The sequence below is a fragment of the Streptomyces sp. 5-10 genome (assembly GCF_014712245.1).
Taxonomy (GTDB): domain Bacteria; phylum Actinomycetota; class Actinomycetes; order Streptomycetales; family Streptomycetaceae; genus Streptomyces; species Streptomyces violaceusniger.
The window spans coordinates 1-17,150 of record NZ_JACVYG010000097.1 but is presented as its reverse complement, the minus strand read 5'-3'; the positions used below and the strand labels follow the sequence as shown (position 1 = coordinate 17,150).

The following is a 17,150-nucleotide window of genomic DNA, read 5'->3' as shown; positions in this document are numbered from 1 at the left end:
GCGATGGATCCGCAGCAGCGGTTGCTGCTGGAGACCTCGTGGGAGGCGTTCGAGCGGGCCGGTATCGACCCGGCGTCGCTGCGCGGCGGTCAGATCGGTGTCTATGTGGGAGCCGCGACCTCCGGCTACGGAATGGGGCTGAACGAGATTCCCGAGGGGCTGGAGGGGCAGCTGCTGACCGGTAGTGCCACTTCCGTGGTGTCGGGCCGGATCTCCTACACCCTTGGCCTTGAGGGACCCGCGCTGACGGTGGACACGGCGTGCTCGTCGTCTCTGGTCGCCCTCCACCAGGCCGCGCAGGCGCTGCGCCAGGGCGAGTGTGAGATGGCGCTCGCCGGTGGCGTCACCGTGATGACCAGCCCGGTGGCCTTCGTGGAGTTCAGCCGGCAGCGCGGTCTGGCCCCTGACGGCCGGTGCAAGCCGTTCGCGGACGCGGCGGACGGCACGGGCTGGTCCGAGGGTGTGGGCATGCTGCTCGTGGAGCGGCTGTCGGATGCCCGGCGCAACGGTCACCAGGTGCTGGCGATCGTGCGGGGTTCGGCCGTCAACCAGGACGGTGCGTCCAACGGTCTGACGGCGCCCAACGGCCCGTCCCAGCAGCGGGTGATCCGCCAGGCCCTCGCCAACGCCCGGCTGACGCCCGCCGACGTCCAGGCGATCGAGGCACACGGCACCGGAACGACGCTGGGTGACCCGATCGAGGCCCAGGCGCTGCTGGCCACCTACGGACAGGAGCGCCCGGAGAACCTGCCGCTGTGGCTCGGATCGATCAAGTCGAACATCGGCCACACGCAGGCCGCCGCCGGTGTGGCCGGTGTCATCAAGATGGTGATGGCGATGCGGCACGGAGTGCTGCCGCGGACGCTGCACGTGGACGAGCCGTCGCGCGAGGTGGACTGGTCGGCGGGTGAAGTGCGGCTGCTGACCGAGGCCACCGCGTGGCCCGAGACCGGGCAGCCGCGCCGGGCCGGTGTCTCCGCCTTCGGCGTCAGCGGTACCAACGCGCACACCATCATCGAGCAGGCCCCGGTCCCGGACGAGGCGGAGTCCGCTCCGGCGGCACCCGCCGACGACCGGGGCATGGCCCCCTGGGTGCTCTCCGCCCGGAGCCCGGAAGCCCTCCGCGACCAGGCCGCACGGCTGCGGGCCCACCTGCTCGAAGGGGCCGAGTCCGGCGTTCTGGACATCGCCGAATCGCTGGTCGCCACGCGGTCGGTGTTCGAGCACCGCGCGGTGCTGCTGGGCACCGGACGCGAGACGCTGCTGCGCGGCCTGGAGACCGTCGCCGCGGGCGACGACGCCCCCGGCATCGTCCAGGGGCTGGCGGCCGCCCGCGGAAAGACCGCGTTCCTGTTCACCGGTCAGGGTGCCCAGCGCCTCGGCATGGGGCGGGAGTTGTACGACGCCTACCCCGTGTTCGCCCGCGCCCTGGACGAGGTGTGCGCGCACCTCGATGTGCTGCTGGACCGGCCGCTGCGGGATGTGATGTTCGCGGCCGAGGGCAGTGCGGACGCCGAACTGCTGGACCAGACGGCGTTCACCCAGCCCGCCCTCTTCGCCGTCGAGGTGGCGCTGTACCGGCTGCTGGAGCACTGGGGCGTCCGCCCGGACGTGCTGATCGGCCACTCCATCGGTGAGATCGCCGCCGCCCATGTGGCCGGGGTGTTCTCGCTGGAGGACGCCTGCACGCTGGTGGCCGCTCGCGGCCGTCTGATGCAGGCCCTGCCGGCCGGTGGGGCGATGGTCGCCGTCGAGGCGTCGGAGGAGGAGATCGCGGCGTCGCTGGCCGGTCGTGAGGCCGAGGTGAGCGTCGCGGCCGTCAACGGCCCGGCCGCCGTGGTCATCGCCGGTGACGAGGAAGCGGCGCTGGAGATCGCCGAACAGTGGGCGGAGCGAGGCCGCAAGACCCGCCGCCTGCGGGTCAGCCACGCCTTCCACTCCCCGCACATGGACGCGATGCTGGACGACTTCCGCGCGGTCGCGGGGACGCTCACCTACCACGGCCCGTCCATCGCGTTCATCTCGAATGTCACGGGTGAGCAGGCCGGTGCCGAAGAGGTGTGCTCGCCGGAGTACTGGGTGCGGCACGTGCGGCAGACCGTCCGCTTCCTCGACGGGGTGCGGACCCTCGAAGCGCAGGGCGTCACCGCGTACATCGAGGTGGGCCCGGACGGCGTACTGTCCGCCATGGCCCAGGACTGCCTGACCGAACCGGTCGACGACATCGAGGCCCAGGACACACCGGCCCCGCTGCTGGTCCCGGTGCTGCGCAAGGACCGCCCCGAGACGCAGGCACTCGTCGCGGCCCTCGCCGAGGCGCACGTCCACGGCGAAACCGTCGACTGGCGGGCGTTCTTCGCCGGGCGCGGCGCCCGCCGCGTGGACCTGCCGACCTATGCGTTCCAGCACCGGCGCTACTGGCTGGAGCCCGGTGTCGCGGCGGGAGACGCCGCCGCCTTCGGCCTCGACCCGGCCGACCACCCGCTGCTGGGCGGAGCCGTCCCCCTCGCGGGCACCGACGGTCTGGTGTTCACCGGAACGCTCTCCCCGCACACCCAGCCCTGGCTGGCCGACCACGTCCTGCGCGGTGAGGCGGTCCTGGCCACCACGGCCCTCGTCGAACTGGCCATTCGCGCCGGTGACGAGGTCGGCCTCGGCCGGGTGGAAGAGCTCGTCGCCCAGGCGCCGCTGGTCCTCCCCCGAGGGGGCGGCGTCCAGATCCAGCTCGTCCTCGGTGAGGAGGACGAGTCCGGCACCCGCTCGCTGGAGATGTACTCGCGGGCGGCCGAACCGCTGGGCGAGGACGAGTGGATCTGCCACGCCAGCGGTGTGCTCGCCCCGGAGCCGGACGACGCCGCGACCGCCGAAGGAGCGGCGCGCTTCGACTCCGCCGCATGGCCCCCGCCCGGCGCCGAGCGCGTCGAGGTGGACGGCCTGTACGAGCTGCTCGCCGACGACGGCCTTGTCTACGGACCCTCCTTCCGTGGCCTGCGAGCCGTCTGGCAGCGCGATGACGAGGTGTTCGCCGAGGTCAGCCTGGCCGAGGAGTCCGTCGTGGACGCCCAGCGGTTCGGGCTGCACCCCGCCCTGCTGGACGCGGCGCTGCAGCCGCTCGGCCTCGGAGTGCTGGACGGCGTGGGGCGCGGCCGCATCCTGTTCAGCCTGGCCGGGGTGTCGCTGTACGCCTCCGGTGCCTCCGCGCTGCGCGTGCGGCTCGCCCGCACCGGTCCGGAGACCCTCTCCCTGGCCGCGGTCGACGGAGCCGGCGAGACCGTGCTCTCCGCCGAGACGCTGACGCTGCGTCAGGTCGCTGCGGAGCAGCCGGAGATCCCGGCGTCGGATACGGTCGAGACCACCACCTCCGCCGAGGCGGCCACCGACACCCCTGTCGAGGAGGCATCCGCCAAGCCCGCCCGCCGGCGCAAGACCACACGACGCGCCGCCAAGCGCGGCGCCGGATCGGAGTCCGGACCGCTCGCCGCGCTGCGGGAACGGCTGACCGGGCTCTCCCAGCCCGAGCAGGACCGGGTACTGCTCGATGTGATCCGCACGCATGTCGCGGCGGTGCTGGGACATTCCTCGGCCGACGCGGTCCAGGGATCGCAGGCGTTCAAGGACCTCGGCTTCAGCTCGCTGACCGCCGTCGAATTCCGTAACCGGGTGAGCAAGGCCACGGGCCTGCGCCTCCCGGCGACGGCCGTGTTCGACTACCCGACCCCCGCCGAACTGGCGAAGTTCGCCCGTGCCGAGGTGCTCGGCGCGCGGACCGGAGCGCTGGAGCCGGTGCCGGTCGCGGTGGCGGCCAACGACGATCCGATCGTGATCGTGGGGATGAGCTGCCGCTACCCCGGAGGGGTGGCCACTCCGGAGGACCTGTGGAACCTGGTCGCCGAGGGCCGGGACGGCATCTCCCCCTTCCCGACGGACCGCGGCTGGGACATCGAGAACCTCTACGACCCGGACCCGGACGAGCCGGGCAAGTGCTACACGCAGGAAGGTGGCTTCCTGCACAATGCCAGCCNATCGAGAACCTCTACGACCCGGACCCGGACGAGCCGGGCAAGTGCTACACGCAGGAAGGTGGCTTCCTGCACAATGCCAGCCAGTTCGACCCGGCGTTCTTCGGGATCTCGCCGCGTGAGGCGATCTCGATGGACCCGCAGCACCGACTGCTGCTGGAGACCTCATGGGAGGCGCTGGAGCGGGCCGGTATCGACCCGGTCTCCACGAAGGGCAGCCAGACCGGCGTCTTCGCCGGTGTGACCTACCAGGACTACGGCGGTGTCCTCGCCGGATCCCAGGAGAGCGTCGAGGGCCTGGTCGGCACCGGTGTCTCGCCGAGCGTGCTCTCGGGCCGCATCTCCTACACCCTGGGCCTCGAAGGGCCCGCCATGACGGTGGACACCGCGTGCTCGTCGTCGTTGGTCGCCCTGCACCTCGCGTGGCAGGCGCTGCGCCAGGGCGAGTGCTCGCTGGCGCTGGCCGGCGGTGTGACCGTGATGTCCACCCCGATGTCGATGGTCGAGTTCAGCCGGCAGCGCGCGCTCGCCTCCGACGGCCGCAGCAAGCCGTTCTCGGCCGCCGCGGACGGCGCGAGCTGGGCCGAGGGCGTGGGCATGCTCGTCCTCGAGCGGCTGTCGGACGCCCGCCGCAACGGCCACCCCGTCCTCGCCGTGGTGCGGGGCAGCGCGGTGAACCAGGACGGCGCGTCCAACGGCCTGACGGCGCCCAACGGCCCCTCGCAGCAGCGGGTCATCCGGCAGGCGCTGGCGAACGCCCGCCTGTCGGCCGCCGAGGTCGACGCGGTGGAGGCGCACGGCACGGGTACCACCCTGGGTGACCCGATCGAGGCGCAGGCGCTGCTGGCCACCTACGGCCAGGACCGCCCCGAGGGCCAGCCGCTGTGGCTGGGCGCCATCAAGTCGAACATCGGCCACTCGCAGGCGGCCGCGGGCGTGGGCGGCGTCATCAAGATGGTGATGGCGATGCGTCACGGAGTGCTGCCGAAGACCCTGCACCTCGACGAGCCTTCACCGCACGTGGACTGGACGGCGGGCGACGTCGAGCTGCTGGCCGAGGCCAGGCCGTGGCCCGAGACCGGGCATCCGCGGCGTGCGGGTGTGTCGGCGTTCGGGATGAGCGGCACCAATGTGCACACCATCCTGGAGCAGGCCCCGGAGCCCGAGGCGGCCGAGGTCGCCGAGGCCGAGGTCACTGACGGTCCGGTGGCGTGGGTCGTGGCGGGCAAGAGCAACGACGCGGTGCTGGCCCAGGCCGAGCAGCTGCGGGAGTTCGTGGCCGAGCGCCCGGAGTTGCGTGCCGCCGATGTGGCGCTCTCGCTGGCGACGACCAGGTCCGCGTTCCAGTACCGGGCCGCGGTCACCGGGACCGGCCGAGAAGAACTCCTGCAGCGCCTGGAGGCGGTGGCCGAGGGGGCCAAGGCACCGGGCGTGGTCCGCGCGAGCGCCGTCGAGGCACCGGGCCGTTCGGTGTTCGTCTTCCCCGGCCAGGGGGCGCAGTGGGTCGGTATGGCGGTGGGGCTGCTGGAGTCCTCGCCGGTGTTCGCCGAGGCGATGGCCGAGTGTGAGACCGCCCTGTCGGCTCACGTGGACTGGTCGCTGGCCGAGGTGCTGCGTGGTGCCGAGGGTGCTCCCGACTTCGACCGGGTGGATGTGGTGCAGCCGGTGCTCTTCGCGGTGATGGTGTCGCTGGCGAAGCTGTGGCGTTCGGTCGGCATTGAGCCGGATGCCGTGATGGGGCACAGCCAGGGCGAGATCGCTGCGGCCTGCGTCGCGGGCGCCCTCTCGCTGGAGGACGCCGCGAAGGTGGTGACCCTGCGGTCGCAGGCCATCGCGGCGGGTCTGGCGGGTCGTGGTGGCATGGTGTCCGTCGGCTTGCCGGTCGACCAGGTCAAGGAGCGCATCGCCGCCTGGGACGGTGGAATATCCGTCGCGGCGGTCAACGGCCCCGGTTCGGTCGTGGTCTCGGGCGACCCGGGCGCGCTGGACGAGCTGGTCGTCCAGCTGGAGGGCGAGGAGGTCCGGGTTCGCCGGGTCCCGGTGGACTACGCCTCGCACTCCGCACACGTGGAGGCGATCCGCGAGGAGCTGCTGGAGGTCCTGGCGGACCTTCAGCCGCGTTCCTCGGAGGTGCCGTTCTACTCGACGGTCTCCGGTGAGCTGGTGGACACCGCCGGTCTGGACGCGGAGTACTGGTACCGCAACCTGCGGCAGACCGTCGAGCTGGAGGCCACCACCCGTACCCTGCTCGGCAGTGGCCATGGTGTGTTCATCGAGGTGAGCCCGCATCCGGTGCTCACCCTTCCCGTGCAGCAGACCGTCGAGGCCGCCGGGGTCCAGGCCGTGGTCGTGGGCACGCTGCGCCGTGACGAAGGCGGCCGGGAGCGGTTCCTGACCTCGATCGCCGAACTCCATGTCAACGGGGCCGACGTCGACTGGCGGAAGGTATTCGCCGGGCAGGGCGGCCGTCAGGTCGAGCTGCCGACCTACGCCTTCCAGCGGCAGCGGTACTGGCCGCAGCCGGCCGAGGACGGCGGGCTCGGCAACGGCCCCGCGTCCGAGGCCGACTCGGTGGACGCCCGGTTCTGGGAGGCCGTCGAGCGTGAGGACCTCGAAGGGCTGGCGCAGACCCTGGATCTCGACGGCGAGGCGCCGCTCAGCGCGGTGCTGCCCGCCCTGTCGTCGTACCGGCGCGGCAGGCGTGACCGTTCGACGGTCGACAACTGGCGCTACCGGATCAACTGGAAGCCGCTCATCGACCAGTCGTCGTCCGGCTCCGACCTGGAGCAGGGCGCCCCGATCACCGGTACGTGGGCGGTCGTCGTCCCGCCGGTCGACAGCGCCCGTGAACTGGCGGAGCGCATCGCGCGGGACGTGGAGCGCCACGGTGCCCGTATGGTGCGGGTCGACCTGGACGAGACGGAGCCGGAGCGGTCCTCGCTGGCCGGGCTCCTGCGGGCCGCGGCGCCCACCAAGCCCACCGCGGACGGATCCGGGCAGGAGGCAACGCCCGCGATCGACGGAGTGCTCTCCCTGCTCGCGCTGGACGAGGAGGCGCTCGTCGGCCACCCGGGCATTCCGCGCGGCTTCGCCGCGACCGTGGCACTGGTCCAGGCGCTGAGCGACATCGACATCGATGTGCCGCTGTGGCTCGCCACCACCGGAGCCGTGTCCGTGGGCCGCTCCGACCGGGTCGGCAGCGTCAAGCAGTCCCTGGTGTGGGGTCTGGGCCGGGTGGTCGGCCTGGAGTACGCACAGCGGTGGGGCGGTCTCGTGGACCTGCCCGAGTCGCCGGACGCGATCGACGAGCGGGCGCTCAACCGCCTGGTCGGCCTGATCGGGCGCTCCGGTGACGAGGACCAGGTCGCGGTGCGCGCCTCCGGGGTCTTCGGCCGACGGCTCGTCCGGGCGCCCTTGGGCGACACCCGGCCGGTCCGTACCTGGCAGCCTCGCGGCAGCGTCCTGATCACCGGTGGTACCGGCGCCCTCGGCGGCCGCCTCGCCCGCTGGCTCGCCCGTGGCGGTGCCGAGCACCTGGTGCTGACCAGCCGCCGCGGCCTCGACGCGCCCGGCGCGGCGGAGCTGAGGGACGAGCTGACCGCACTGGGCGCGCGGGTCACCGTCGCGGCCTGTGACGCCGCCGACCGCGGCGCCCTGCGGGAGGTCCTCGACGGGCTGCCCGCGGAGTACCCGCTGACCGCGGTGGTGCACGCGGCCGGTGTGCTGGACGACGGCCTCATCGACACCCTCACCGTCTCCCGGACGCAAGGGGTCTTCCGGCCCAAGGTGGACGCCGTGGTGAACCTCCACGAGCTGACGCAGGACCTGGACCTGTCCGCGTTCATCCTCTTCTCCTCGTACGCCGGAACCGTCGGTGGCGCCGGTCAGGGCAGCTACGCCGCCGCGAACGCCTTCCTCGACGCCCTGGCGCAGCAGCGCCGGGCCCAGGGGCTGGCGGCCACCTCGGTGGCGTGGGGCGCCTGGGGCGGCGGTGGTCTGGTCGACGACGCCACCGCGGCCCAGCTGAAGCGGCGCGGTATGCCGGCGCTGGTGCCCGAACTCGCCGTCGACGCCCTCCAGCAGGCGCTCGACCACGACGAGGTGGACGTCACCGTCGCCGATGTGGACTGGGAGCGCTACGCCCCCGGGTTCGCCTCGGCCCGGCCGCGTCCCCTGCTGAACGAACTGCCGGAGGTGCGGGAGGCCCTGGAGGCGGCGGAGACCGAGCTCGGTGCGGCCCTCTCCGGGCTGGCCGATCGCCTCGAAGGGCTGTCGGCCGCCGAACGCGAGGCGGAGGTGCTCGACCTCGTCAGGTCGCACGCCGCCGAGGTGATCGGGTACCCGAGCGCCGACGCGGTGGAGCCGGACCGGGCCTTCAGGGACATCGGGTTCGACTCGCTGACCGCCGTGGAGCTGCGGAACGGCCTGAGCACGGTGGCCGGTGTGAATCTGCCGGTCACCGTGGCCTTCGACTACCCGACGCCCACGGTGCTCGCCCGGTTCATCCTCGGTGAGGTGGTGGGCACCGCGCCCGCGCCGGCCGATGACCTGCCGGCGGTGACGGGCACGGTCGTGGACGACGACCCGATCGCGATCGTGTCCATGAGCTGCCGCTTCCCCGGCGGGGTGCGCACTCCGGAGGACCTGTGGCGGCTGGTCTCCGAGGGCAGCGACGTGATCAGCGCCTACCCGACCAACCGTGGCTGGGATCTGGACGACCTCTACGATCCGGACCCGGAGAACTCGGGCACCAGCTATGCGAGCGGCGGCGGCTTCGTCTACGACGCCGACGAGTTCGACCCGGCGTTCTTCGGGATCGCCCCGCGCGAGGCACTGACCATCGACCCGCAGCAGCGGCTGCTGCTGGAGACCTCCTGGGAGGTGTTCGAGCGGGCGGGCATCGACCCCGCGTCGCTCAAGGGGAGCCGGACGGGTGTCTTCGCGGGAAGCAACGGCCAGGATTACATCGGCCTGCTGCTGACCGCCCCGGGCGGACCGGATGGGTACCTCGGAACGGGCAACGCGGCCAGCGTCGTCTCGGGCCGTATCTCCTACACCTTCGGCCTCGAAGGACCGGCCGTCACGGTGGACACGGCGTGCTCGTCGTCGCTGGTGGCGCTGCACATGGCCGTGCAGTCGCTGCGCCAGGGCGAGTGCTCCCTCGCGCTGGCCGGCGGTGTCACGATCATGTCCAGCCCGGGATCGTTCGTGGACTTCAGCCGCCAGAAGGGGCTGTCGTCGGACGGGCGGTGCAAGGCGTTCGCCGCGTCGGCGGACGGCACGGGCTGGTCCGAGGGCGTCGGTGTGCTGCTGCTCGAGCGGCTCTCGGACGCGCGGCGCAACGGTCACCCGGTGATGGCGATCGTGCGCGGCTCGGCGATCAACCAGGACGGTGCCTCCAACGGCATCACGGCGCCCAACGGCCCGTCGCAGCAGCGGGTGATCCGCCAGGCGCTGGCCAGCGCGAACCTCGCCGCCCACCAGGTACAGGCGGTCGAGGCGCACGGCACCGGCACCAGGCTCGGTGACCCGATCGAGGCGCAGGCGCTGCTGGCCACCTACGGCCAGGGGCGGCCGGAGGACCAGCCGCTGTGGCTGGGCTCCATCAAGTCCAACCTCGGCCACACGCAGGCGGCCGCGGGCGTCGCCGGGATCATCAAGATGGTGATGGCCATGCGCGAGGGCGTGCTGCCGAAGACGCTCCACGTCGATGAGCCCACGCCGCATGTGGACTGGTCGGCGGGCGAGGTCCGGCTGCTGACCGCGTCGACCGCGTGGCCGGACAACGGCGAGCCGCGCCGGGCGGGCATCTCCTCGTTCGGCATCAGCGGCACCAACGCCCACACCATCATTGAGCAGGCCCCGGAGCCGGAGGAGCCGGAGGCGGCCGAGCGGGTCCGTAGGGACGACACCTCCTCGACCGGCTCGGAGGCACTGCCCTGGACGGTCACCGGCAAGGGCGCCGAGGCGCTGCGTGCCCAGGCCAGGAACCTGCGCGACTACGTGGCGGCCCACCCCGAACTCGACCTCGACGACGTGGGCTACTCGCTGGCGGCCACCCGGTCCGTCTTCGACCACCGCGCCGTGCTCCTGAGCGGCGACCGGGAGGGACTGCTGAGCGGTCTCGACGCCATCGCCTCGGGTGCCACGGTCCCCGGAGTCGTCCAGGGATCCGTGGGCACGGCCGGTAAGACGGCGTTCCTGTTCTCGGGTCAGGGTGCACAGCGGCTCGGCATGGGCCGGGAGCTGTACGGCGCCTTCCCGGTGTTCGCCCGCGCCCTGGACGAGGTGTGCGCGTATCTCGATGTGCTGCTCGACCGGCCGCTGCGGGAGGTGATGTTCGCCGCCGAGGGCAGCGCGGACGCCGAGCTGCTGGACCAGACGGCGTTCACCCAGCCCGCGCTGTTCGCCATCGAGGTGGCGCTGTACCGGCTGCTGGAGCGCTGGGGCGTCACCGCGGACGTACTGATCGGCCACTCGGTGGGAGAGGTCGCCGCGGCCCACGTGGCCGGGGTGCTCTCCCTGGAGGACGCCTGCACGTTGATCGCGGCGCGTGGCCGGTTGATGCAGGCCCTGCCCGAGGGCGGCGCGATGGTCGCGGTGCAGGCGTCGGAGGAGGAGATCGCGGGGTCGCTGGCCGGTCGTGAGGCCGAGGTGAGCATCGCGGCGGTCAACGGCCCGGCCGCCGTGGTCATCGCCGGTGACCGGGAAGCGGCGTTGGAGATCGCCGGGGAGTGGGAGCGGCAGGGTCGTAAGATCCGCCGGCTGCGGGTCAGCCACGCGTTCCACTCGCCGCGCATGGACGCGATGCTGGACGACTTCCGTGACGTGGTCGCGGGCCTGTCCTTCCAGGCACCGTCGATCTCTCTGGTCTCCAACCTCACGGGCGCGTCGGCGGGAGCGGCCGAGGTCTGCTCGCCGGATTACTGGGTGCGGCATGTGCGGGAGGCGGTGCGCTTCGCGGACGGGATACGGGCCCTGGAGAAGCTCGGGGTGACCTCGTTCCTGGAGGTGGGCCCCGACGGTGTGCTCACCGCGATGGCCCAGGACTGCCTGACGGCCGACGAGGCCGGAGGCACTCTCACCCTCGTCCCCGCGCTGCGCAAGAACCGCCCCGAGACGCAGTCGCTGATGACGGCGCTGGCCGAACTCCACGTTCACGGCACCACCGTGAACTGGTCGACGGCGTTCGCCGGACGCGATGCGCGGCGGGTGGAACTGCCCACCTACGCCTTCCAGCGTCAGCGCTACTGGCCGAAGGCACCCGGCCCGATCACCGGGGACGTCGCCTCCGCCGGGCTCAGCTCTCCCAACCACCCGCTGCTGGGCGCCGGAGTCGAGCTGGCGGGCAGCGATGGATTCCTGTTCACCAGCAGGCTGTCGGTGCAGAGTCAGCCATGGCTGGCCGACCACGCGATCGGGGGCATGGCCCTGTTCCCCGGGACCGGATTCCTCGAACTGGCCATTCGCGCCGCCGACCAGGTCGGCAGCGGCCGGGTCGAGGAGGTCACCCTGGCCACCCCGATGGTCCTGCCCGAGAACGAACCGGTCCAGGTGCAGCTCTGGGTGGGTGACACGGACGAGACGGGCTACCGCTCGCTCAGCCTGTACTCCCGCCCGGCCGACGCGCCCTCGGACGAGCCGTGGACGCAGCACGCGGCCGGTGCGCTCGCCCCGGCCGGCCCCGAGCCGTCGTTCGACCTGAGCGCATGGCCCCCGGCGGACGCGGAAGCCCTGGACATCAGCGACTTCTACGAGCGCTTCGCCGCCACCGGCTTCGCCTATGGCCCGGTGTTCCAGGGCCTGCGGGCCGCCTGGCGCTCCGGCGACGAGGTCTACGTCGAGGTCGGCCTCGGTGAGGAGCACGCGTCGGACGCGGCCGACTTCGGCCTCCACCCGGCGCTGCTGGACGCCGCCGTACAGGCGGTGACCTTCGTCGCCCTGGAGGACGTCGGTCTCTCCCGGCTCCCGTTCTCCTGGAGCGGGGTGTCGCTCCACGCCGGTGGCGCGTCCACCCTGCGGGTGCGGCTCACCCAGCTCGGACCGGATTCCATCTCCCTCGCGGTGGCCGATGGAACCGGCCGCCCGGTGGCGTCGATCGAATCCCTCGTGCTGCGCCCGGTGTCGGTGGAACACATCGACTCGGCCAGGACGTCGGCGTTCCGCGACTCGCTGTTCACGCTGGACTGGACCGCCGTTCCGGCCATCGCTCCGGCCGAGGCGGCAACGGCCACGTGGGCCCTGGTGGGCACCGACCACTACGGACTGGCCGCCGGCGCGATCGCCGGAGCCGAGGTGACCGCCTACGCCGATCTCGACGCGCTGGGCGCCGCGATCGACGCAGGCGCCGCTGCCCCGGAGGCCGTGCTGGTCTCCTACGCACCGGGCCTCGACGACGAGGCGGCTCAGGGCAAGCCCAGGAGCAAGGCGAAGGGCAAGGCCAAGGGCAAGAGCAAGGCCAAGCGGGGCCTGGAGCCGGCGGGCGCCATCCACGCGGTGACGCACCACACGCTCGGCATGATCCAGGGCTGGCTCGGCGACCGCCGGTTCGACTCCTCCCGACTGGTCTTCGTGACGTCGGGCGCCATGGCGCCCGAGGACCGCGACGAGACCCCGGACCTGATCCACGCACCCCTGTGGGGCATGGTGCGATCCGCGCAGTCGGAGAACCCGAACTGCTTCGTCCTGGTGGACCTGGACCCACAGGAGCCCGCCGAGGCGTCCAAGGCGGCACTGCGCGCGGTGCTCGCCGGCGACGAGCCGCAGGCCGTGGTCCGCGAGGGCACGGTGCTCGGCCAGCGCATGGCGCGGGTCTCCTCGGGCACCGCGCTGCTGCCCCCCGCGGGCATACGCGAATGGCGCCTGGACATGCACGCCAAGGGAACCCTGGAGAACCTGGCGCTGCTGCCCTGCCCCGATGTCACCGAAGCGCTGGGCGAGAACGAGATCAGGGTCGAGATGCGCGCGGCGGGGATGAACTTCCGCGATGTGCTCAACGCCCTGGGGATGTACCCCGGAGAGGCCGGGCCGCTCGGTGGTGAGGGCGCCGGCATCGTGACCGAGGTCGGCCCCGGAGTGACGGACCTGACCCCCGGCGACCGGGTGATGGGCATCTTCAGCGGGTCGTTCGGCCCGGTCGCCATCACCGACCGGAGGGTTGTCGCCCGGGTCCCGGAGGACTGGACGTTCGAGCAGGCGGCCTCCACCCCCATCGTGTTCCTGACGGCCTACTACGCCATGGTGGACCTGGGAGGTCTCCAGCCCGGCCAGTCGGTGCTGGTGCACTCGGCGGCCGGTGGTGTGGGCATGGCCACGCTCCAGCTGGCGCGGCACCTCGGGGCCGAGGTCTTCGGCACGGCGAGCGAGGGCAAGTGGGACACCCTGCGGTCGCTGGGTCTGGACGACGAGCACATCGCGTCGTCGCGGACGCTGGACTTCGAAAAGCGCTTCCTCGATGTCACCGGCGGGCGCGGTATGGACGTGGTGCTCGACTCGCTGGCGCGGGAGTTCGTGGACGCGGGTCTGCGTCTGCTGCCGCGCGGCGGACGGTTCCTGGAGATGGGCAAGACCGACATCCGGATCCCGGACGAGGTGGCCGCCGAATACACCGGAGTCTCCTATCGGGCGTTCGACCTCATGGAGGCAGGAGCCGACCGCATCCATGAGATGTGGAGCGACCTGATCTCCCTGTTCGAGAGCGGGGTACTGCGGCCGCTGCCGGTGCGCACCTGGGATGTCCGCAGGGCACCCGACGCCTTCCGCTTCATCAGCCAGGCCCGGCACACCGGCAAGGTGGCGCTGACCATCCCGCGGACGCTGGATGGTCAGGGGACGGTGCTGATCACGGGTGGTACGGGTGGTCTGGGTGCGTTGCTGGCCCGTCATCTGGTGGTGGAGCACGGTGTTGAGCGTCTGGTGCTGACGAGTCGTCGTGGCGTTCAGGCGCCGGGTGCGGCGGAGTTGGTGGCGGAGCTGGCCGGGCTGGGTGCCGAGGCGCGGGTGGTGGCGTGTGATGTCGCCGACCGGGCCGCGGTGGAGAAGCTGCTGGCGGGGATCGGTTCGGAGCATCCGCTGTCGGCCGTGGTGCATGCGGCGGGTGTGCTGGATGACGGTGTGGTGGAGTCGCTGACGCCGGAGCGGGTGGACAAGGTGCTGCGTCCGAAGGTGGACGCCGCGCTGCACCTCCACGAGCTCACCCGCGACCTCGACCTCGCCGCCTTCATCCTGTACTCCTCCGTCTCCGGTACCTTCGGCGGCTCGGGCCAGGCCAACTACGCGGCGGGCAACGCGTTCATGGACGCCCTGGCCCAGCACCGCAGGGCCGAAGGGCTCCCGGCCACCTCGCTCGTCTGGGGGCCGTGGACGCAGGACGGCGGCATGACCACCGAACTGGCCGACGCCGACGTCAGCCGCATGACCCGGACCGGCATGGTCGCCCTCACCCCCGAGGCCGGACTCGCGCTGTTCGACGCGACCCGCGATCTCGACGGTGCCGTCCTGGTGCCCATGACGATGGACATGGCGTCGGTGGGCGAGCCGGTACCCCCGCTGCTGCGGGGACTGGTGCGGGCCCCCGCGCGCCGGACCGCCGAGTCGGGTGCCGCGAGCACCACGGCCGACCCGGCCACCGAGCTCAAGCAGCACCTGGCCGGGAAGTCCGAGACGGAGCGCGAGCGCATCCTGGTGGAGCTGGTGTGCGACCAAGTGGCCGTCGTCCTCGGCTACGCGTCGGGGCAGGCGATCGAACCCGGACACGCCTTCAAGGACCTGGGCTTCGACTCCCTGTCGGCCGTCGAGCTGCGCAACCGGCTCAACGCGATCACCGGAACGCGGCTGCCGGCGACCCTGGTGTTCGACTACCCGACCCCGGTGTCACTCGGACGATTCCTGCGGGAAGAGGTCACCCCCGCGGACGGGCCCGCGACCGAGCCCGTCTTCGGAGAACTCGACCGGCTGGAATCCACCCTGTCGGCGCTCGACTCCGACAGCGAGACGCAACGCCGGGTCATGGAGCGGCTCCAGGGCCTGGTGGCGAAGTGGTCCGCCGGCGGCACCGGGCCGGTGTCCGGCACCGCGACGGCGCTGGACGACGACGCGGATGACGACAGCGAGATCGAATCGGCCACCGCCGACGAGATCTTCAAACTCATTGACGACGAATTCGGAATGTCCTGACGTGGCGAGCTGGAACTCACAGAGTGTTTCAAGGGGCTGGGGATAGTGGCGGAAGACGAAAAACTCCTTGACTACCTCAAGAAGGTGACGGCTGACCTGCGTCAGGCTCGTCGGCGACTTCGACAGGTGGAGGAGCGGGACCGGGAGCCCATCGCCATCGTGGCGATGAGCTGCCGGTACCCGGGGGGTGTGAAGACTCCGGAGGAGCTGTGGCGGCTCGTCGCCGAGGGCGGCGACGCCATCACCGAGTTCCCGCCCGACCGGGGCTGGGACGTCGATGGCTTCTTCGACCCGGACTCGGACCGATCCGGCACCTTCTCCGTCCGCGAGGGCGGATTCCTGGACGCGCCCGGCGACTTCGACCCCGGCTTCTTCTCCATGAGCCCGCGGGAGGCGCTCGCCACCGACCCCCAGCAGCGGCTGCTGCTGGAAACCGCCTGGGAGGCGTTCGAGCGCGCCGGGATCGACCCGGCGTCGGTGCGGGGCAGCCAGGCCGGTGTGTTCGTCGGTGCCTCGCCCTCCGGCTACGGCGCCGGGGTGAGCGAGATGCCCGAAGGCGTGGAGGGGCTGCTGCTCGCGGGCAACGCCACCTCCGTGGTCTCCGGGCGGGTGGCCTACACCCTGGGCCTCGAGGGGCCCGCCGTGACGGTGGACACCGCGTGCTCGTCGTCGCTGGTCGCCCTGCACTGGGCCTGCCAGGCGCTCCGTCAGGAGGAGTGCTCGCTGGCCCTGGCGGGTGGCGTCGCCGTCATGTTCACCCCCAGCATGTTCGTCGAGTTCAGCCGGCAGGGCGGGCTCGCTCCCGACGGACGGTGCAAGGCGTTCGGCGCGGGCGCCGACGGCACCGGCTGGGCGGAGGGCGTGGGTCTGCTCCTCCTGGAGCGGCTCTCCGACGCCCGCCGCAACGGCCACCCGGTGCTGGCCGTCGTCCGGGGCTCGGCGATCAACCAGGACGGCGCGTCCAACGGTCTGACGGCCCCCAACGGCCCCTCGCAGCGGCGGGTGATCCGCCAGGCGCTCCAGAACGCGGGCCTGACCCCCGCCGATGTGGACGCGGTGGAGGCACACGGCACGGGTACGTCGCTGGGCGACCCGATCGAGGCGCAGGCGCTGCTCGCCACCTACGGCAAGGAGCGGCCGGAGAACAAGCCGCTGTGGCTGGGCTCGCTGAAGTCCAACATCGGCCACTCCCAGGCCGCCGCCGGTGTCGGTGGGGTCATCAAGATGGTGATGGCCATGCGGAACGGCGTGCTGCCCAAGACGCTCCACGCGGACGAGCCGTCCACCCAGGTGGACTGGTCCGAGGGCGACATCCGGCTGCTCAACGAGTCGACCCCCTGGCCCGAGACCGACCAGCCTCGCCGGGCCGGTGTGTCCTCGTTCGGCATCAGCGGGACGAACGCCCACGCGATCCTGGAGCAGGCTCCGGAGCCCGAGGAGGTCGAGGAGGCCGAGGCCGAGGTCGCCGACGGTCCGGTGGCATGGGTGGTGTCCGGCCGCAGCGCGGCCGGCCTGCGCGCACAGGCGGGCAGGCTGCGGGAGTTCCTGGCCGAGCGGCCGGAGCTGAGCGCCGCCGACGTGGCGTACTCGCTGGTGGCGACGCGGTCGGTGTTCGAGCACCGCGGGGTGGTGACGGGGGCCGATCGCGAGGAGCTCCTGGAGCGGCTGGGCGCGTTGGCCGGGGACGAGGTCGCCTCGGGTGTCACGCGTGGCGTGGCGGATGTCCGTGGCCGTTCGGTCTTTGTGTTCCCCGGTCAGGGGGCGCAGTGGATGGGTATGGCGGTGGACTTGCTGGAGTCCTCGCCGGTGTTCGCCGAGGCGATCGGCGAGTGTGAGACGGCCCTGTCGGCGTACGTGGACTGGTCGCTGACGGATGTGCTGCGCGGCGCGGAGGGTGCTCCGGGCTTCGACCGGGTGGATGTGGTCCAGCCGGTGCTGTTCGCGGTGATGGTGTCG

1 protein-coding gene and 1 pseudogene are annotated in these 17,150 nt (G+C 72.3%); both read left to right on the top strand.

Annotation, left to right across the window (positions count from 1 at the left end; genetic code table 11):
• Nucleotides 1-15,194: pseudogene (locus tag IEJ02_RS46240) on the top strand (type I polyketide synthase); the annotation flags it as partial.
• Between the two features lie 45 nt (nt 15,195-15,239).
• On the top strand, nt 15,240-17,150 hold a 1,911-nt coding region (locus tag IEJ02_RS46235), incomplete at its 3' end, for a type I polyketide synthase (protein WP_191070276.1).